Source organism: Pontibacter litorisediminis (assembly GCF_029360645.1).
In the GTDB taxonomy this organism is placed as follows: domain Bacteria; phylum Bacteroidota; class Bacteroidia; order Cytophagales; family Hymenobacteraceae; genus Pontibacter; species Pontibacter litorisediminis.
The window spans coordinates 130,775-150,636 of record NZ_JARDUA010000009.1; the positions used below are offsets into that span (position 1 = coordinate 130,775).

Here is a 19,862-nt window from a genome sequence, read left to right on the forward strand (position 1 = left end):
CTATATTTGCATGATGCGTTTTCTTCGCCCATATCTCTTCCTGATGCTGAGCCTGCTGCTGCTTGCGGGGGCGGGCTGCCAGCGTAAAGGCATACCATGCCCTAAACCCACCAGCAAGCGCACGGTGAAAGTACAGGGGCAGGGGCCGGCACAGGGCCTCGAAGCCATTAAAGTAAACAAGGATAAAAACGGTATGGTGAAGAAGAAGCGCGTGTTAGGACTGTTTTAGAAACCCGTTTAACCAGAATCAGTATAAAACCATGATGAAGATGCGTGTTGCTGAATCTTGCTGCCGAACAGCATGTAAGTATGGCCTAGGCCTGCTGCTGTTTTTCCTGTTAGGAACCTTGCCCGGTTACGGGCAGGTGAGCTTTCAGGCATCGGCGAAGCATGAGCAGCAGCTACGGAAGTCGCTGAAAGACGCAGAGAAAGTAAACAGCAAGTACAAAGACACGCACCTGAACACCGACGCTTATACTTTCAGGAAAGGGGAGGCGGGCCGCAAGCGCCTGAAAAAGGATGATCGCGCCAAGCTGCACTTTAATGTAAAGGGAGATCCGGCGAAAAAGCTCCGGCTCTTTAAGAAGAAACGGAAGTATAAGCCCCGGGACGAAAAAAGGCAATAACCCCAGAAGAGAAAGGATCCTATAATATGAATTGGCACCCGCTAACCAGCGTTGAGCAGTTGGATGAGATTATGGAAGAGTCAAAGCACACGCCGGTTGTCATCTTTAAGCACAGCACGGCCTGCTCCATCAGCTCCACTGCCAAAAGCCGCCTGGAGCGCCAATGGGCCGGCGCCGGACTAGACCACATCAAACCTTACTACCTCGACCTGCTCAGCTACCGGCCTGTTTCTAACGAAGTGGCCGAAGTGCTGCAGGTACGGCACCAGTCGCCGCAGCTGCTGCTGGTGCAGGATGGCGCCTGCACGTACGATGCCTCTCACTTGGGCATCAGCGTGGACGCTTTAAAGAAACAGGTGGCGGCATAGTTTATACCTTTTATACTTTTTTTGCGGCTTTTTCCGTATAAAGTACCATTAGGAGACTTGCTTTCAGGCTTGATAGGGGCCATGCCCCAGCATCTGTGCCTTGCCGGCAGGTAAAAGGCTGTGGCAGAGGATTTACTGCACCGCTGTTATACAGTGCCTAAGTTTGAAACACGCGCAAAGTTTAAGTACTTTTATACAACCTGAAACGCACTGGCCTGTGATTAGATTTCTGACATGCATATTGGTGGCGGCGCTCCTGGCAGTCACCCCTGCCTTTGCCCAATCCGAGGAAGACGAGAGCTTTGAGCGGGAGACAAGCTACGGCATTAACTTTAACTCCAACGGCGGCCTGATAGGCGGCGCTTTTGTGCGCTCCACCTTCTACATGAACGAGCGCATGTACCAGTTCGGCGGCATCGAGATAGTGGAGGTGAAGCACCCGAAGGAGGAGCGCTACCTCAACTATGTGGGGGAGCCGTTTGTGTACGGCAAGAAAAACTACTTTTTTGTGGTGAGGCCGCAGTACGGCCGCGAGCTGGTGCTGTTCCGGAAAGCCGCTGAGTCGGGGGTGCAGGTAAACGCCTTGGGTGCCGTGGGCCCGTCCCTGGGTCTGCTTGTCCCTTACTACATCGACTACAGTTACGACGGCACTACCAACGATGTGCGCACCGTGCCTTATGATGAGAACGTCCACACCAACACCGACTACATCCTGGGCAGTGACACCGTGTTCCGCGGCCTGGGGCAGACAAAGTTTAAGCCCGGCGTGCATGCCAAGGCTGGCCTTAGCTTTGAGTATGGCCGCTACCGCGAAAGCATCGCCGGCATAGAAGTGGGCGTGGCCGTGGAGTACTTCCCGAGCAAACCTATCATTATCCCGCTGGCTGAGAACAGCAACGCCTTCACTTCGGTTTACCTGAACCTGTATTACGGTAGCAGAAGGTAAGCCTCCACAGAACATTTGCCGGTGCCGTTTTGTTAGGAAGGCATACTTGCCATGGGCACATTATTTGACCTATGGTTAAACTCTTAAACCATAACTTCCTATCTTTGCACCATGGATGAAATGATGACACTTCCGGTTATTCAGCCTAACGCCAAGCCCGAGGGACTTAATGCGCTGGGCCAGCCCCGCAAGCCAAACTGGCTGCGTGTAAAGCTGCCGGTTGGGAAGGAATACGCCAAAGTAAGAAGCATCGTAGACGAATATAAACTGCACACCATTTGCGAAAGCGGCAACTGCCCCAACATGGGCGAGTGCTGGGGTGCAGGTACCGCTACCTTCATGATCCTTGGTAATGTGTGTACCCGCAGCTGCTCTTTCTGCGCTGTGGCCACGGGCCGTCCCAACGAGTACGATGAAGACGAGCCGCGCCGCGTGGCCGAGGCCATACAGCTCATGGGGGTAAAGCACGCCGTAATTACCTCGGTGAACCGTGATGAACTGAAAGACCGTGGCGCCGCTATCTGGCACGAAACGGTGAAGCAGGTAAAACTGCTTTCCCCTGCTACAACTATCGAAACCCTGATCCCCGATGTGAAAGGCACCTGGGATGCCCTGATCACGATGATCTCGGCCGGCCAGGAGGTGGTGTCGCATAACATGGAGACGGTGAAGGAGCTGTACCGCCGCGTGCGCCCGCAGGCCAAGTATGACCGCTCGCTGGAGCAGATCCGCCGCACCAAGGAGTATGGCCAGCGCACCAAAACCGGCATCATGCTGGGGTTGGGCGAGACGCGCGAGCAGGTGTACCAGGCCATGGATGACCTGGCTGCCAACGGCTGCGACATCCTGACCTTGGGCCAGTACCTGCAGCCGACCAAGCTGCACATCGAGGTAGCCGAGTTTATTCACCCGGATTTGTTCGACCACTACCGTGAGGAGGGCCTTAAGCGCGGGTTAAAATATGTCGAGTCCGGCCCACTAGTAAGATCTTCATATCACGCAGAGCGACACGTGAATATTTAGTGGTATAACAGTAAATGTATTTAGCCTCTGCTGCCTACAATGGCAGCAGAGGCTTTTTTTTATGCTACTCTCTAAGCAACTTATAAATTGTAATAATCTTATAAAACGATAAAAATATTTAAATATATTTGAAAATACTGTTGTATAATGTAATTTTAACGGCGAGATACTACTACTTTGCCTATGTAAACAACTTTACTTTTCTCTTCACAATAGACTTTTCACAGGCTACTCCCATTTGCTTCTTTCCAAAAGATAAGGGTTGTAAAACCTAAGGGGCCTTACTTTTGCTAAGATCTATTTATAAAAATATTAAGATATTATTGTCTTGGGGGCAACAATTTTCTGCTTTTCAAGTAAAAGAGGGTAGGATAGATATAGCCCTATCTATAAATATGTAAGTGACGTTATATACAGTTATTTCTGCTTTTATGATTAAACATCTACTGCTGACCTTTCTTTTACTGACTGGCAGTATCACCCTTGGCCTAGCGCAGGAGATAGACCTGGGTCGGGCAACCACTTTCTCCGCTTTGGCCAATAAGAAGATCGTTTTCAGAGGGCCTGGAGAAACTAAAATCCAAGGCAACATTGGCATTAGCCCCGGCAGAACCATAGAGGGCGAGCAATTTCTCGACCTGCTTGGGCGGAAGGAGCGCAACTCGGAGCTGGCGATTGCGGGCATGCAGAATGCCAACAGGGTGTATAATGAGATCCTGGGCCGGACAATCACCCAGGATCATGGCCCTGTTCTGGGCAACAATAACTCCCTGGGCCCTGGCACCTACAAGATTAGTAGCGACGCCACGCTCAACAGCACGCTGCGCCTCGACGGGCAGGGAGATATTAATTCCAAGTTCATCTTCATCATTGAGGGCGACTTTATATCCAATAGCGGTAGCATCCAGTTCTCGGACATGGGCGCCTCCGCAAAAAACGTTTACTGGATCGTAAAGGGAAACGCCACGATTGGGGCAGGTAGCTCGTTCCAGGGCAACATCATTGCCACCAAAGACATCACCTTCTACAACAGAGCGGCTTTAATTGGCCGCGCATTCTCCCTCGATGGCACCATATACTTTGACGAGAACTCCACGGCCATGCCTATCGTGGTGGAAACCAACCTGGAGGTAGAGAAAGATGTGGAGTATAAAGACATTACGCTGGGGGCAAAGGTAATCTACACTATCAAGGCTACAAACAAAGGCTTGGGAGAGGCCATGCACGTAGTGGTAAAAGAGCAGATCCCATCCGGGCTGAAGTTCATCCGCTTTATATCGGCTACCAAAGGCACTTACGATACGGAGTCCCATCAGTGGTTAGTGGGGGATATGACGGTAGGGCCTACCGAAACGCTGAAGCTGGAGTTTGAAATCGTTGGAACGGGTAACATCAAGAACGAGGTAGTCATCATCGGTGATAACCCAGACCCAGACCCGGACAATGACGAGGATGACGAAGTGATCATACTTCCTGACCTGGGGGTAACCAAGGAATTGCTTAACCCCAAGGATTCCTACACGGTTGGGGATTTTGTAGAGTATAAGATCACCCTGAGAAACTACGCTGACAAGGCAGAGAGCAATGTCTATGTACGGGAGAAGCTGCCGCAGGGCCTGGAGTTTGTGAGCTATACCGCCAGCACAGGAGTGTACAACCAAGCAACAGGCGTGTTCTACGTGCCATCCGTTGCTGGTAATTCTAATGTAACGCTTACCATCAGGGGCAGGCTAACAAAAGTTGGGGAGGTGAGAAACGTGGTCAGCATCATCGCAAAAGATGTTGAGCCAACCGACCCGAACAACCCGACCGATCCGACCAATCCTACCGACCCGAATAACCCGGACAACCCGGGAGGCGACTATAATGACTCTGATCCTGATAACGATGAGGATGATGTCACCATACCTGAGGTGAAGTGTAAAACTGAGCTGCAGGTAGCTTTCGCCGCAGCGCCTACTACAGTGTGCGCCAGCGTAACAGGTATTACATTGAAGGCGACATCCGATGTAGTTGGCGGGACCTATGCATGGGTGTTGCCAACAGGCTGGAGGTTTGCAGAGGGCACCAACCCGAACAGCAGTGAAATCACAGTGAATGTGGGCGCCACCAGCGGTGAGCAGACAGTGAAGGTTACGGTGAGAGACCAGTGCGGCAAAACAGCGAGCGCAGAGACAAAGGTTAATGTAACTGGTGCCCCGGTTGTGCCAGCTATAACAGGAGCGGGTGTGGTTTGCTTTAACGGCAGCATCGCGCTGAGTGCGGGCGAATCTGCGGAAGAGCTGACCTATGAGTGGACTGTAGATGCCAACCTGGAAATAGTGGGTGATGCAAACGGTGCCAGCGTAGAGGTGAGGCCGAAGGGCGGCAGCCTGCTAGGCGGCAAGGTAACCCTGAAAGCGACAAACAGCTGTGGCTTTAGCAGCACCAGCGTGAAAGTGCTTACCGTGTCACCAGCACCTGTTGCGCCGATCGCCATCAACGGTGACGTTAATGTATGTGCCAACAAGCCGGTGACGTTCAGCACACCTGTGGTAGCAGGTGCCACCAGCTATACCTGGACGCTGCCTGCAGGCTGGCAGTTCGCTCCGGGCACCGCCACCGATGCCAGAGAGGTAACCGTGATTGTGGGAGGTGCAAGCGGCGAGAAAGAGATTAGTGTGAAAGCGAACAACGCCTGCAGCAGCAGTGAGCCATTCACCAGAACGATCAAAGTTAACGAGGCGCCAAATGTCGATAACTTCACATTGAATGGCGATGCCGAGGCTTGCCAGAACGCGACGCTGGTGTTTACGGCGACAGCCCTGCAGGGAGCTTCCTATGAGTTCTCGGTGAGCGGCGGCTTAACTAAAGTATCACAAACAGGAAATAAAGTAACTGTTAAAGCAGGGGCTACAAACGGTACTGTATCTGTAACTGTAACGGACTTCTGCGGAAACAAATTAACAGTATCTAAGGATGTGGTGGTAACCCCGATGCTGGCTACGCCAACCATCTCCGGAACAAGCAGCGCATGCCAGAGCAGCACAGGCAATGTGTATACAGCATCAGTCTACGAAGGTGCTGTGACTTATAAATGGACAGCCAACGGCGGACTGACTATCACGTCCGGTTCCGAAACGGCTACAGTAGAAGTTAGTGTTGGAGCCAACGAAGGTACGCTTACACTGGAGGTGACAAACGGGTGCTTCACTGCTAAGACTACCAAAAGGATCGGCATCAACCCGCTGCCACAAGCTCCGGCAAGTATAGCCGGCGATGCGACAGTATGCGCAGGTTCACCGCAGACGTATACCGCGGCGGCCGTGGCAGGTGCCACCAGCTATACCTGGACGCTGCCCGCAGGCTGGCAGTTCGCGCCGGGCACCGCCACTGATGCCAGAGAGGTAACGGTAACAGTTGGCAGCAACGGCGGTAGAATAAGCGCCAAAGCCAACAACGCATGCGGCATTAGCGAGGCAGCAGCCTCTCTGGAGGTAGCAGTGAATGACGTGCTGCCAGCCCCAGCCATTAGCGGTAGCAACGGCGCTTGTGCCGGTACAGAGCTTACTTATACTATACCAGAAGTAAACGGTGCTACGGGTTATGAGTGGAACGTGCCTAGAACCTGGAAACTGAAAACAGGCCAGAACACGACGAGCGTAACCGTAGTGGTGGGTGAGGAAGCCGGAGACATGACCGTTGCTGTGAGAAACGAGTGCGGGCTAGGAGGGGAAGCTACTAAGGCTGTAGCCCCGGTATTGGCTCCTGCCGCTCCGGCCATCTCGGGCAACAGCGATGTGTGCGAGTACACAGGTCAGCTAACCTATACTGTCTCTAACCCAGAAGAAGGCGCTACTTATACTTGGTCGTTGCCACAAGGCTGGACCTTTGAGGGGCCAAACACAGGCACAAGCGTAACCGTTAACGCTGGCGCAACAGCAGGTGCCATTACAGTGGTGGCAGAAAACAGCTGCGATAGCTCAGAGGGGCAGCTGGAGGTCGCAATCTTCACGCCACCGGTTACCCCGGGCCAGATTACGGACAATAGCAACGTGTGCGACGGCTTGGTGTTCTCCATTGAACCAGTAGCAGGCGCCAGTGGCTATACCTGGACAGTGAGCAGCGGTTTCACCATCGCATCAGGCCAGGGCACAACCACCATCACCGTTAAAGCCGACAGAGCCGATGCGCAGGGTACGGTAACAGTAGTGGCTAATAATGGCCCTTGCAGCAGCATGGAAGCCTCCGCGCCGGTAGACGCCGCCAAGGCCGACGGCAACCTGGACTTCCCGAAAGCCTTCAGCCCGAATGGCGACGGTAAGAATGACAACTGGCACATCAAGAACCTGGAGAAATTCCCGAACAACGAAATTGTTATTCTGAACCGCTGGGGGTCTGAGGTGTACAAAACGAAAGGCTACCAGAACAACTGGAATGGCCAAGGGCTTGGGCAAGGTACTTACTTCTATAAGGTAAGGGTAACAGTATGTGACGGCGTAGTGAAAGAATTTACCGGTTACACCACCATTTTCAGGTAGTAGCTTAAAATACAGTAATTCAGATGAAAATGAGACTTTGTTACCTATTGCTGGCCCTGTTGCTTACCACGGCCGCAAGCGCTCAACAGAACCCGCAGTACTCACAGTATATATTTAACAGCATGGGCATTAACCCGGCCTACACGGGTAGCAAAAATGTGCTGAACGCTAATCTCTTTTACCGCACGCAGTGGGCAGGCGTGGATGGGGCTCCCAGCACACAGTCCTTGGCAGTGGATGGGGTGATAGCGAACGACAGGCTGGGCCTGGGCCTGAACATCACGCGGGATGAGCTCGGCGCCCAAAGCACGACCAGTGCCTACGCCAACTTTGCCGTAAAGCTGCAGGTGAGCGAGGGTGCGATCTTTAGCCTGGGCATAGCGCCTGGCTTGGTGCAGCACATGGTGGATGGCGGTGAGTTCGGCATCCCCGATGACCCAACCATTCCGACGGGAAAAGAAACAACCATAAAGCCGGACGTAAAGATCGGCGCCTACTTTCACACGCGTAACTTTTATGCCGGCTTCTCGGGCACAGACCTGCTGCAGTTTAAGGACATGGATCAGGTAGAGCCGGAGCGCCACTACTTCTTCACCGCCGGCTACGTGTTTGATGTAAGCCCCTTCGTGAAGCTGAAGCCAAGCCTGCTGGTGAAGGAGGATTTCCATGCTCCGACAAGTATGGACGTGAACGCCTTTATACTTTTGGCCGATCGCTTGTGGCTGGGAAGCTCTTACCGCACCAGCATGAACGTTTTCAACGAGGCAGAGATGGGAGATGTGGAAAAGCGCACAGCCGTGGCCTTTATCGCGGAGCTGCAGGTGCTAAAGCAGCTGCGCCTTGGCTATTCCTATGACAAAATGCTGAACGGATACAGCAACCAGAGCACCCACGAGGTATCGGTTGGCTACTACTTCTTCCGTAAGAAAGAGACCAAGATGCTGACACCGCAGTACTTTTAACCCTAAGCGCTTACTATATGAAATTTAAAAATATACCTTTTTACGTAGCAGTAGCCGCTGTACTTGGTTTCTCGCCAGTGGCACACGGCCAGTCTTCGTTGCGCAAGGCAGACAAGCATTTCGATAACTATGAGTTCGCGCTGGCACTGCCTGTTTACAGAGAGGCCATCCAGAAGCGCAAGCCGGAGCTGCCGACGGTAGAGCGCATTGCCACAGCCTACCGCCTCACGCGCCAGAACAAGGAAGCAGAAGTGTGGTATGCGAAGGTGGTGGCTATGCCGGGCCGCCCGCCGATGAACCTGTTCTACTATGCCGAGGCACTGCGCAGCAATGGCAAGTATGTTGAGGCCAAAGAACAGTACATGCAATGGGGGGAGGAGATGCCGGAGCATGCAGAGCGTGCCCAGCGGCTGATGGAGGCCACTGACCAGGCGGCACGATTGATGAAGCAACCGGCCGTGGCCGAGGTTACTCCACTCACGGCCTTGAACGCACAGGGAGCCTCGGATTTCAGCCCGATGCAGTACGGCAGCAGTGGCGTTATTTTTACTTCTGACCGTGGTGTAAGCAAAGAGGGGAAAGATGCCAAAGTATACGGCTGGACTGGCCGCCCTTACCTGCAGCTGTTCGTGGCGCAGGAAATTAGTGAGGGTACCTACGGCAGGCCGCAGCCGCTGCAGGATGTTATCAACTCAGACTATCACAACGCCACAGCCTCGGCTGTGAAAGACGGAGGCAAATTATACTTTACCCGCACCAAAATGGTGCCTGCGCTGGGTAATACCAACGCGGACCCTACCAGCTGGGTAGAGAAAAACCAGAATCAAAACCTAATCAACCGCCTCGAGATTTACTCAGCGGAGAGACAGGGCAGCAACTGGAGTAACATTCAGCCGTTTGAATTCAACAAGGTGGAGGAATACTCGGTGGGCCACCCGGCCGTTTCGCCTGACGGGCAGGTGCTGTATTTTGTGTCGGATATGCCCGGCAGTTTGGGCGATACCGATATTTACTACAGCACACGCAAAGCCGACGGCAGCTGGAGCGAGCCGGTGAACGCCGGACCGGTGATCAACACCAGCGGCCGCGAGAGCTTCCCCTATGTAGACGCCAATGGCAAGCTGTACTTTGCCTCTGAGGGCCACGTGGGCATGGGCGGCATGGATATTTACTCAGCAGAAGGAGACCTGGGCAGCTGGCGTGCCGTGAAAAACCTTGGCTACCCAATTAATACGCCACAGAACGACTATGGCATCATGTTTACTGAGCCGGGCAAACGGGGGCTGCTGTCCTCTAACCGCGACTCCCAGAACGGTACAGAGGACATCTACGCCTTCAACATTCTGCAGAAGCCGGTGGTGCTGGCAATCACTACCTTAGGCCGTTTCCAGAACAAACTGAAGCAAACGGTGCAGGACCCACTGCCAAACACCAGAATTCTGATGAACCAAAAGAACTCAAAAGATTCTACGGTGGTTATCACAGATGAGAAGGCACAGAGCTTTGCGGATGCCCGCGCTGGCAATAAGTATAGCTTCACCGGTTCTAAGATGGGCTTCCTGAAAATGGAGTCCGGCATAGATCTTCCGGCAGATGCGCCAGACACAGTGCAGGTGGCGCTGGTGTTCGATAAGAATGAGGTAGAGAAAGCCATCGTGCTGGAGAACATCTATTACGACCTGGACAAGTGGGATATCCGCCCGGATGCGGCCAAAGAGCTGGATAAGCTGGTAACCCTGCTGAAGAACAACTCGGCGGTGGAGATAGAGATGGGAGCACACACGGATAGCCGTGAGAGCCAGCAGTATAACCAACTGCTCTCGGAGAGAAGGGCGCAGGCCGCCGTGGATTACCTCGTGTCGAAAGGCATTGAGCGTAGCCGCCTCACAGCGAAAGGCTACGGCAAAACAAGATTGGTGAACAAATGTGCTGATGGCGTACAGTGCCCTGAAGAGGAGCACCAGAAAAACCGCCGTACAGAGTTCACGATCAAGAAGAACTAAAGTTGATTTAAATTCTCATTAGCTTTCATAGTTTGGAAAGGCTCTGCAGTTTCTGTAGAGCCTTTTATCTTTTAGGCAAGGCATTAACCGGCAGCGGGCGCCTGCTTTGTCTACCGGCGCCCGCTATCGTTTGGTAGTCAAGCCTTTTTTATCTCTTCCCTGTGTAGGCAACACGGTAAATGATGCCATTCTCATCGTCAGAAATCAACAACGAGCCATCGGTGTGCTGTGCCAGCCCCACTACACGCCCAAACTGCGCCTGGTTGTTGTTTATCAGGAAGCCTGTCACAAAATCCTCCATGCTCTTGGGCTGCCCGTTCTCAAAACGCACCCGGATTACTTTGTAGCCTGCCGGCTCTTTCCGGTTCCAGGAGCCGTGCAAGGTAACGAAAGCATCCCCAACAAACTCGCTCGGAAACTGGGAACCGGTATAGAAGCGCAGGTCCATGGGAGCACTATGGGCATCATAGGTGGCTACCGGGAACTTCGTTTTCTGGGCATACGCCTCCCAACTCATGCCTTGCGGCGGCTCATCGGCCAGGTTTGGCTTGCCATCCTCATAAACGTAAGGCCAACCGTAATTTCCGCCGTCCACCAGCATGTTCAGCTCCTCCTGCTGAGTCTCGTCGCCTAGCCAGTCTATGCCGTGGTCGAAGCCGAAGAATCCTTTGGTTTGTGGGTGCCAGTCGAAGCCGATGGTGTTGCGCAGGCCTTTGGCATAGATGCGTCGGCCGGAGCCATCGGCTTTCATCTGCACCATGGTGGCGTTTTCTTTATGCGTCTCCCCGCAAGCGTTACAGGTGCTCCCCACTGATACATACAACATACCGTCCGGGCCAAAGCGGAGCGTGCGGTTGGGGTGCTGCCCTCCCTCCGGGAAGCCCGAAGCGAGCTGCTGCAGCTCTCCCAGCGTGCCGTCCTTGTTTATAGTGGCCGTGTAGATGTCGTTCACGGTCATCAGGTAGGCTTTGCCATCGTGTATGGTAATGCCATGCATTTCTTCCTTCGTTGCCACCACTTTCTGTTGATCGGCTTTGCCGTCCTTATTGGTGTCGCGGAGCATGGTAACGGTCCCTTTGTCGCGGTCGGTCACGTAAACGGTGCCGTCGGTGTGCACTGCCAGCATGCGTGGCTTGTTCATGTTTTCGGCAAACTTGGCTATCGTGAAGCCTGTGGGCACCCTCAACTGACGCACCCGCTCGTCGGTGGCAGCCACTTTGGAGGGCTTAAAGATGTGCCCTTGCATGGAAGCGCTAATTGGAGGTTTGGTGTCTTGGGCCCAGGCAGCTGCCGACACCGCCATAGCCACACCTAGTGCTAACGTAGTAGTTCTTGTTTTCATAGCTTACTTTTATATGTTGAAGGCCATGGTGTGCCGTAGCTTTTACCACGAACAGGTATGGTTAGTTGCAGCAGGCTTGGTCATACCTTCAGGGAAGCATGTATAAACCTTAAGCCACGCTAACCGTTCTCTAGTTGTTCATCAAATTCACCCATGAGTTTATTCCGCTTTACGTATACCTCCCTTTTGTTTTTGCTGATGCTCTTACCACAGGTGCTGCTGGCGCAGGAGCTGTACACAGGCTTTGTGCTGCATGCCGGTAACGAGCGGCCGCTGCAGGGCGTAACAGTCACCGCGAATTCCGGTGAGCAGGGTATCAGCAACGAGAACGGCTATTTTAGCCTGGCCACCGCCACTGCTCCCTCGCAACTCGTGTTCAGCTTTATTGGGTATAAAACTGAAATCGTAGCTAACCCAAATGTTGGCCAGGAGCTGCGGGTGCTGCTGCATCCGGGGGCAGCCAACCTGCAGGAGGTAGTGATTACCGGCTACGAGACCAACCGGCCGCTGCTGCAAACGGCGGGCGCGGTAAGTATAATCGAGCGTGCGGTGATCGAGCGGTTCGACGAGAGTTCCATCGTGCGGGCAGTGAACACCGTGCCGGGAGTGCGGATGGAGGAGCGGGCGCCGGCCAGTTACCGCATCTCCATCCGCGGAAGCTCTTTGCGGTCGCCGTACGGCATCCGGAACGTGAAGCTCTATTATGACGGTATCCCCTTTACCGAAGCCAACGGTACCACGGCCCTTAACCTGATGGATGCAGCCAATATAGGAAACATAGAAATCCTGAAAGGCCCGACCGGCAGTATCTACGGGGCCGGCACAGGCGGTACCGTGTTGCTGGAGCCGCGCCGGGCTGCGGCGGGGGAGCAGTCGTTGGAAGTGGGGGCAACGGCCGGTTCTTTTGGCCTGAGGCGCTATACGGCTACTGCGCGTGTAGGAGGGGAGAAGAGCAGTTTTCTGATGCAGTACGCCAGGCAGCAGTATGAGGGCCACCGGCAGCAGTCGGCCGTAGACCGCGAGGTGCTGCTGCTGAGCGCTGAGTTCAGGCCTTCTGACAAGCGCGCCATCGCTGCCAACCTCATTTACTCGGATTTATACTACGAGCTGCCGGGCGGGCTGACGCAGGAGCAGTACGGGCAGGATCCAAGCCAGGCGCGGGGCGGCATGTTCGGCAGCGTGGCGCAGAATGCCTCTATGAACCAGGATGGCGTGAACGTGGGGCTGAAACAGGAGTACAGGTTCAACGAAAGCTTTCGCAACACCACCTCTGTTTACGGTCTGCACCGCTTCCGCGATCACCCCTTTAACACCGACTATGAACGCAACACCAATCAGGAGCTTGGCGGCCGCACTAGCTTTGCCCACGACGCACAATTGGGAAGTATAGGCGCCACATTTACCGCAGGAGGGGAGTTTCAGCGTGGTTTTGAGGCGGCCCGCACCTACGACAACAACGGCGGCACCCCCGGCGACCTACGCACCGATGACGAGGTGGTGGCGAAGAGTGGCTTCGCCTTTGCCCAGGCAGAGCTGGAGCTACCTGCTGATTTTATTGCCACGGCTGCGCTTAGCCTAAATGATGCCAAGTATGAAATCACGCGTCTGCACCAGGTGGGCAGCGGCAACTATAAGTATAACCGCGCTTTTGAGGCTGTGCTCTCGCCACGGGTGGCCCTGCTGAAGCAACTGACAGAGCAGGTAAGCGTGCATGCCAGCATCAGCTCCGGCTTCTCGCCGCCCACTGAAGAAGAGATTCTGACCTCTGACGGGCAGCTGAATGAAGAACTGGAGGCGGAGAAAGGCACTAGCTACGAGGCAGGCGTGAGGGGCTTCGCCATGAGCGGCAAGCTGAGCTTTGATGTGGTGGGCTACTATTTTAAGCTGCGGGAAACGATCGTGAGCCGGCAGGATGTGTCGAGTGTGGCAGTTTTCCGAAACGTAGGCAGCACCGACCAGAAAGGGCTTGAGGCAAGTATAGCCTATACCTTGCTGGATGACCCGGCGCAGCAGCTAAGCCTGCTGAAAGTATGGACGAGCTATACCTTCAGCCACTTCCGGTTCGACGAGTACCGGCAAAATGAGAATAACTACTCTGGCAACAAACTTACAGGTGTTGCGCCGCATGCCGCCACCGCAGGCCTGGACCTGCGTACGCGCCTTGGTTTATACCTGAACCTGACGGCAAACTATTCGGATAGAATCCCGCTGAATGATGAAAACACCGTGTATGCCGACAGCTATGTGATAGCCGGGGCCAGGCTGGGTGTAAAGCGGCAGTTAGGCCAGCACTTTGGGCTGGAGGCATTTTGTGGGGTGGATAACGTAACGGATGAGAAGTATAGCCTCGGCAACGACCTGAACGCCTTTGGCGGGCGCTTCTTCCAGCCGGCACCGGGGTGCAACTACTACGGCGGCCTCAGCCTAAAGTACACTTTGTAGGTTAAGGGCTGTTCCTGTTTACAGGGTTGGGCGGGAACCGCGACATAATATCGGCCACAACCAGGTTAATGCGGTCCATGTCCTGCGAGGTTGGATTAATGTCTGCCTCCGAAACGCCCCGCCAGATTAACTGGTTCGTGTCCGGGTCGATGAGGTCGATCACCAGTGTGCCTATGGGGTAGCTTTGGATGGGCCGGTAATTGGGCAAGCCGGAGGTGGTGTAGCGGAAGCGGTAGCCAAACCAGTAGCTGTAGCCATAGCCAAAGCCATCTGGGAAAGTATAATCAGCAGCAGTAGCCTGGCTGGTGTCTACCGCCAGGTCATAGGCCACGATCAGACCCGGGTTCTCTACCTCAGGGGTGATGCCTTCCTTTAACAGTTCACTTGCGATGGCTTCTTTCACGCGCTGGTCCAGCAGCAGGTTAAACTGCGGTCCAACGCCGGCGCGGGGCTTCGGCACTTCTGCCCTGTGCCAGTTAAAGGTCCGGTATTGCGTGAAGCTAACAGTAGGGTTATACATATAGCGGATCTCTTCTCCCACCTGCGGAATGCGGGAACAGCCAACCAGTGCCAGCAGCAACACGAGGTAAGTATAGAAATGACCTATCTTCATCATAGCACAATCATATGCGGTGGTATAGTATAAACGCCGGAAGGATGGCAAAAAAGTATACTATTGCTAAAAAATATAGCGGTTTAAGTATATGCTCTCTTCTTGCTATGCTAACGCAGTAGAAGTGCGGGTGTTGCTAAACTCCTGCTAAAGTATGAACCGGTTTCTACCCTGGCCCAGGATGAGGGCCTCATAAAAAAGCCTGGCCACATGTGGCCAGGCTTTTAAAGTATAAGAGGGAGGAGGATTAGCCAACGGCTACCATCTCATTTCCGTTCTCGTTATAAGCTTCGATCGGTGCGCATGAGCAAACCAGGTTACGGTCGCCGTACGCGCTGTCGATGCGGCTCACGGTTGGCCATACTTTGTTGTCGCGCAGATACGCCATCGGGAATACCGCTTTCTCGCGTGAGTAAGGGCGGTCCCAGTTCTCTACCATCACCACCTTAGCTGTGTGTGGCGCGTTCTTCAGCACGTTGTTTTTCTGGTCAGCCTTGCCTTCCTCAACCTCGCGGATCTCCTCACGGATCGAAATCATCACATCGCAGAACCTATCCAGCTCTTCCTGTGCCTCCGACTCGGTTGGCTCCACCATCAGCGTGCCTGCTACCGGGAACGATACCGTAGGCGCGTGGAAACCATAGTCCATCAAACGCTTGGCAATATCTTCTACCTCCACGCCCGCTTTCTTAAACTCACGGCAGTCCAGAATCATCTCGTGCGCGCAACGGCCGTTCTTGCCCACGTACAGTACAGGGTAGTGCTTCTCCAGGCGAGCCTTAATGTAGTTGGCGTTCAGGATCGCTACCTTTGTTGCCTCCGTCAGTCCTTCGCCGCCCATCATGGCAATGTAAGCGTAAGAAATCGGCAGGATAGAGGCAGAACCCCAAGGCGCTGCAGAAACCGCGTGGATAGCGTTCTCCCCGTTAATCTTTCTGACCGCGTGGCCTGGCAGGAACGGAGCCAGGTCCTTCACCACACCGATAGGACCCATGCCAGGGCCGCCACCACCGTGAGGGATACAGAACGTCTTGTGCAGGTTCAGGTGGCAAACGTCGGCACCGATGTGCGCCGGCGAAGTAAGGCCTACCTGTGCGTTCATGTTGGCGCCGTCCATATACACGCGGCCACCGTTGTCATGCACAATCTGGCAAATCTCAATGATGCTCTCCTCGTACACCCCGTGCGTAGAAGGGTAAGTTACCATCAGGCAAGACAGCTCGTTCTTATACTGCTCTGCTTTGGCGCGCAGGTCAGCTACGTCAATGTTGCCTTTCTCGTCGCACTTCACGATTACTACTTTCATACCGGCCATCACCGCAGAAGCTGGGTTGGTACCGTGTGCAGAAGAAGGAATCAGGGCAATGTTACGGTGATGATCACCACGCGACTCATGGTAGGCACGGATTACCATCAGACCGGCGTACTCACCCTGCGCACCAGAGTTAGGCTGCAGCGACACCGCATCGAAGCGGGTGATCTCGCACAGCCAAGCCTCCAAATCGGCAAAAATTTGCTCATAGCCTTTGGTTTGGTCGGCAGGTGCAAATGGGTGCAGCTGCCCAATCTCCGGCCATGTTACCGGGATCATCTCGGCCGTAGCGTTCAGCTTCATGGTACAGGAACCCAGCGGAATCATGGAGTGCACCAAAGAGATATCTTTGTTCTCTAGGTGCTTCATGTAACGCAGGATCTCGTGCTCAGAGTGGTGCTCGTTAAATACGTAGTGCGTCAGGTACTCGCTCTTACGAATCAGTTGCTCCGCCCAGGTAACGTCAGTCTCCTCCGGAAGCTCATCTATGCCTAAAACGTCAGCCGATTTGCCGGCCACTTTTGCGAAAACGGCAAGGATATCTTTTACATCCTGCAGATCCGTGTTCTGGTGCAGGGAAATGCCGATGTTGTTCTCGCCGAAGTAACGGAAGTTAATGCCAGCTGCCTCAGCTTCTGTACGAATAGCGTCTCTCTGCTCGGCGCTTTCTACTGCAACCTTCAGCGTGTCGAAATACTGCTCGTTCTGCTGCTCAAAGCCAAGTGCCTTCAGGCCTTTCTCCAGCTGCTGCGCCAGAGCGTGCGTGTTCAGGCCGATGTACTGCAGGCGACGTGGGCCATGGTATACGGCATACATACCGGCGATAACCGCCAGCAGTACCTGTGCTGTACAAATGTTAGAAGTAGCTTTCTCGCGGCGGATGTGCTGCTCGCGTGTTTGCAGGGCCATGCGGTATGCTGTGTTGCCCGCTGCATCCACAGAAACACCAATAATACGGCCTGGAATAACACGTTTAAAGGCATCCTTTGTGGCAAAGTACGCGGCGTGTGGACCACCAAAGCCCATAGGTACGCCAAAGCGCTGGGTAGTTCCCACCACAGCATCAGCGCCCATCTCTCCCGGAGGTGTCAGCAAGGTCAGCGACAGGATGTCGGCAGCTACGGCCACATACGCCTCGTTTGCGTGTGCTTTAGAGATAAAATCTGTATAATCGAAAATGGCACCGTCGGCAGCAGGATACTGCACCAGGGCGCCAAATAAAGTCTCGTCAGAAAAATCCACCTCGCGGTGATCGCCAATTACCAGCTCAATGCCAATCGGTGTGGCACGCGACAGCAGCACGTCGATGGTCTGCGGCAGCACTTGCTCCGATACAAAGAAGCGGTTGGCGTTTTTGCGGGCGCCTTTGCGCTGTGAGAAGAACATGGCCATGGCCTCTGCGGCGGCAGTGCCCTCGTCCAGCAAAGAGGCGTTGGCGATCTCCATGCCCGTCAGGTCCATCACCATGGTCTGGTAGTTGATCAACGCCTCCAGTCGGCCCTGCGCAATCTCAGCCTGGTAAGGCGTGTAGGCAGTATACCAACCTGGGTTCTCCATGATGTTACGGAGTATAACCGGCGGCATAATGGTGTCGTTGTAGCCAAGCCCGATGTAGGACTTGTATACTTTGTTCTGCTTGGCGATCTGCGAGAACTTGTTCAGGAAATCCCGCTCAGACAACGCGGCAGGGAGGTTGAGTGGCTTCTTCAGTCGGATGGCGGCTGGTACAGTCTCCTCAATCAGTTGGTCCAGGGTTTCCACGCCTATGGTACGCAGCATGTCCTGCATTTGCTCTTTGTCGGGGCCGTTGTGGCGCTCCTTAAACACATCCGCAGGTTTGGTTTTAAAGATCATAACGATGATATATTAGTCTGGAATTTTTTGGGTGTTCTGCTCTGTCGGAAGCCAGCCGGTTGCCAGTTCCTGACTTATGCTACAAAAGTAGTAATACTTTGTTATATTGAAGCATCAAAGCTAAATAGTTAAGGTTGCGCGGGTGAGTATATTACAGCGTAAAGTACAAGTGCTGGTACAGCCTAACTATACCTGCTTTAACATAAAAACAGCAGTAACAATTCAACTTCTAACCTTATGCATAAACTTAAGATCGGTATTATAAAAGAAGGTAAGATTCCGGTGGATAAGCGCGTGCCACTAACGCCCAAAAAATGCGTGGAGGCGCTGCAGGAGTTTCCGGGTGTGGAGATTGCAGTGCAGCCAAGCAACATCCGCTGCTTTACCGATGCCGAGTACGGGGAACTCAACATCCCACTGCAGCAGGACCTGGGTGACTGCGATGTGCTGATGGGGGTGAAGGAGGTGCCGGTGGAGCAGCTAATCCCGAACAAGACGTATTTCTTCTTCTCGCATACTATAAAGAAGCAGCCGCACAACGCCAAGCTGCTCCGCGCCGTGCTCGATAAGAACATCACCTTAATAGATTATGAGCTGCTCAAGACACCGGAAGGACAACGGGTGGTGGCCTTTGGCCGCTACGCCGGGATAGTGGGTGCCTACAACGGCATTCTTACCTATGGCAAGAAGCACGGACTCTTTGACCTGAAGCCGGCTTACCAGTGCCACGAGATGGAGGACATGCAGGAGGAGTATTTTAAGGTGAAGCTGCCGCCGATAAAGATTGCCGTAACCGGGGGCGGCCGCGTGGCGGGCGGTGCCATGGAGGTGCTGGATAAAATGGAGATACGGAAGGTAAGCGTGTTTGATTACCTGTACAAACAGTTCACTGAGCCGGTTTATGCCCAGCTGCACTCCGGCGACTACAACGCCCGCCCTGACGTGGAGGTATGGGACTCGCCGGACTTCTACGCCAACCCACACTTATATAAGAGTACCTTCGGCAAGTTTACCCGCGTAACCGACCTGCTCATGGCCTGTGCCTTCTGGGACCCAAGCGCGCCTAAGCTTTTTACAGAGGAAGATACTCGCAAGCCAGACTTTAAAATAGATACCATCGCCGACATTACCTGCGATGTGGATGGCTCCATACCCACCACGAAGCGTTCCACCACAATAGAGGAGCCGGCTTATGACTACAATCCATCTACAGGAGAGTTGGAGCCGCCATACTCCCGCCAGGGCAACATAACAGTGATGGCCGTGGACAACCTGCCCTGCGAGCTGCCCCGTAATGCCTCTCGTGATTTTGGCCGCCACCTGATAGACAATGTGTTTCCGCAGTTCTTTAACGGAGACGCAGGCGGCATGCTGGAGCGTGGGACTATTGCCAAAGGTGGTAAACTGATGCCTCTATACACCTATCTACAGGAGTACGCGGATAGTGCCGCAAGCAGTAAGGAGAAGCAGGAGGCTGTGAGGTAGTATAGTATAGTATAGTATAGTATAGTATAGTATAGTATAGTATAGTATAGTATAGTATAGTATAGGTTGATTAAATGTTAGCCTTGAGACATGCCCCGGCTGAGTAGTCGGGGCTTTTTTATAGTTGCTACAGAGGCTAGGCGGTTCCTGTAGCAGTGCCTCTGCGGTGACACCTAAAACTTTTCCTGCTGGCCTTCAGCTTCTTCCGCTGTGGCAACATCTTTTTTGGGGGCGGGGTGTTGCAGAGCCGGAAAGTTTTGCGACCTTTGCCTCCCCGTTCAGCAGGAGCGGCGGCGAGGGCCGGGAAAAAAGTTTTGCCGGGCGCTTGCGGGGCGAAAAAAGAAGCTTACCTTTGCAGCCCGCTTC

At 53.9% G+C, this 19,862-nt stretch carries 13 protein-coding genes; 10 read left to right on the top strand and 3 right to left on the bottom strand.

Annotated elements, in window-relative coordinates:
- Positions 1-10 precede the first annotated feature (10 nt).
- The 8 genes from PXG97_RS20070 (at position 11) to PXG97_RS20105 (ending at position 10,448) form a co-directional block, all read left to right on the top strand.
- Entirely contained in the window at positions 11-229 is a 219-nt protein-coding gene (locus PXG97_RS20070; RefSeq protein WP_276499628.1) for a hypothetical protein, read from the top strand.
- Positions 230-260: 31 nt separating this feature from the next.
- Positions 261-626, top strand: coding sequence for a hypothetical protein (locus PXG97_RS20075; protein ID WP_276499629.1), 366 nt, complete (start codon positions 261-263; stop codon positions 624-626).
- Positions 627-652: 26 nt separating this feature from the next.
- Positions 653-994 (top strand): bacillithiol system redox-active protein YtxJ, encoded by a 342-nt coding sequence (gene ytxJ / locus PXG97_RS20080; protein WP_276499630.1) that lies wholly within the window; start codon positions 653-655, stop codon positions 992-994.
- A gap of 217 nt (positions 995-1,211) precedes the next feature.
- Positions 1,212-1,940 carry a hypothetical protein gene (locus PXG97_RS20085; RefSeq protein WP_276499631.1) on the top strand — a complete coding sequence of 243 codons (729 nt, stop codon included), beginning with the start codon at positions 1,212-1,214 and terminating at the stop codon, positions 1,938-1,940.
- 120 nt (positions 1,941-2,060) lie between these two features.
- Positions 2,061-2,963: a lipoyl synthase gene (gene lipA, locus PXG97_RS20090; RefSeq protein ID WP_276499632.1), complete on the top strand. Its 903-nt coding sequence runs from the start codon at positions 2,061-2,063 to the stop codon at positions 2,961-2,963.
- Between the two features lie 431 nt (positions 2,964-3,394).
- The gene (locus PXG97_RS20095; protein ID WP_276499633.1) at positions 3,395-7,483 is read left to right on the top strand and encodes an ice-binding family protein; all 4,089 of its coding nucleotides are present in this window, start codon (positions 3,395-3,397) and stop codon (positions 7,481-7,483) included.
- A 23-nt stretch (positions 7,484-7,506) separates the two neighbouring features.
- Entirely contained in the window at positions 7,507-8,445 is a 939-nt protein-coding gene (locus PXG97_RS20100) for a PorP/SprF family type IX secretion system membrane protein (protein ID WP_276499634.1), read from the top strand.
- A gap of 17 nt (positions 8,446-8,462) precedes the next feature.
- Entirely contained in the window at positions 8,463-10,448 is a 1,986-nt protein-coding gene (locus PXG97_RS20105) for an OmpA family protein (RefSeq protein WP_276499635.1), read from the top strand.
- Between the two features lie 148 nt (positions 10,449-10,596).
- On the opposite strand, the gene PXG97_RS20110 is transcribed toward PXG97_RS20105, so the two are convergent.
- Entirely contained in the window at positions 10,597-11,790 is a 1,194-nt protein-coding gene (locus tag PXG97_RS20110) for a PQQ-dependent sugar dehydrogenase (protein WP_276499636.1), read from the bottom strand.
- Positions 11,791-11,943: 153 nt separating this feature from the next.
- On the opposite strand from PXG97_RS20110, the gene PXG97_RS20115 reads away from it, so the two are divergent.
- The gene (locus PXG97_RS20115; protein WP_276499637.1) at positions 11,944-14,232 is read left to right on the top strand and encodes a TonB-dependent receptor domain-containing protein; all 2,289 of its coding nucleotides are present in this window, start codon (positions 11,944-11,946) and stop codon (positions 14,230-14,232) included.
- Position 14,233: 1 nt separating this feature from the next.
- Here the strand turns inward: PXG97_RS20115 and PXG97_RS20120 are convergent, their stop codons facing one another.
- Together PXG97_RS20120 and gcvP are read right to left on the bottom strand one after the other, a co-directional pair.
- Entirely contained in the window at positions 14,234-14,848 is a 615-nt protein-coding gene (locus PXG97_RS20120; RefSeq protein WP_276499638.1) for a DUF4136 domain-containing protein, read from the bottom strand.
- A gap of 244 nt (positions 14,849-15,092) precedes the next feature.
- Positions 15,093-18,011: an aminomethyl-transferring glycine dehydrogenase gene (gcvP, locus tag PXG97_RS20125; protein WP_276499639.1), complete on the bottom strand. Its 2,919-nt coding sequence runs from the start codon at positions 18,009-18,011 to the stop codon at positions 15,093-15,095.
- A gap of 237 nt (positions 18,012-18,248) precedes the next feature.
- On the opposite strand from gcvP, the gene PXG97_RS20130 reads away from it, so the two are divergent.
- Positions 18,249-19,496, top strand: coding sequence for an NAD(P)-dependent oxidoreductase (locus PXG97_RS20130; RefSeq protein WP_276499640.1), 1,248 nt, complete (start codon positions 18,249-18,251; stop codon positions 19,494-19,496).
- The last annotated feature ends 366 nt before the right edge of the window (positions 19,497-19,862 follow it).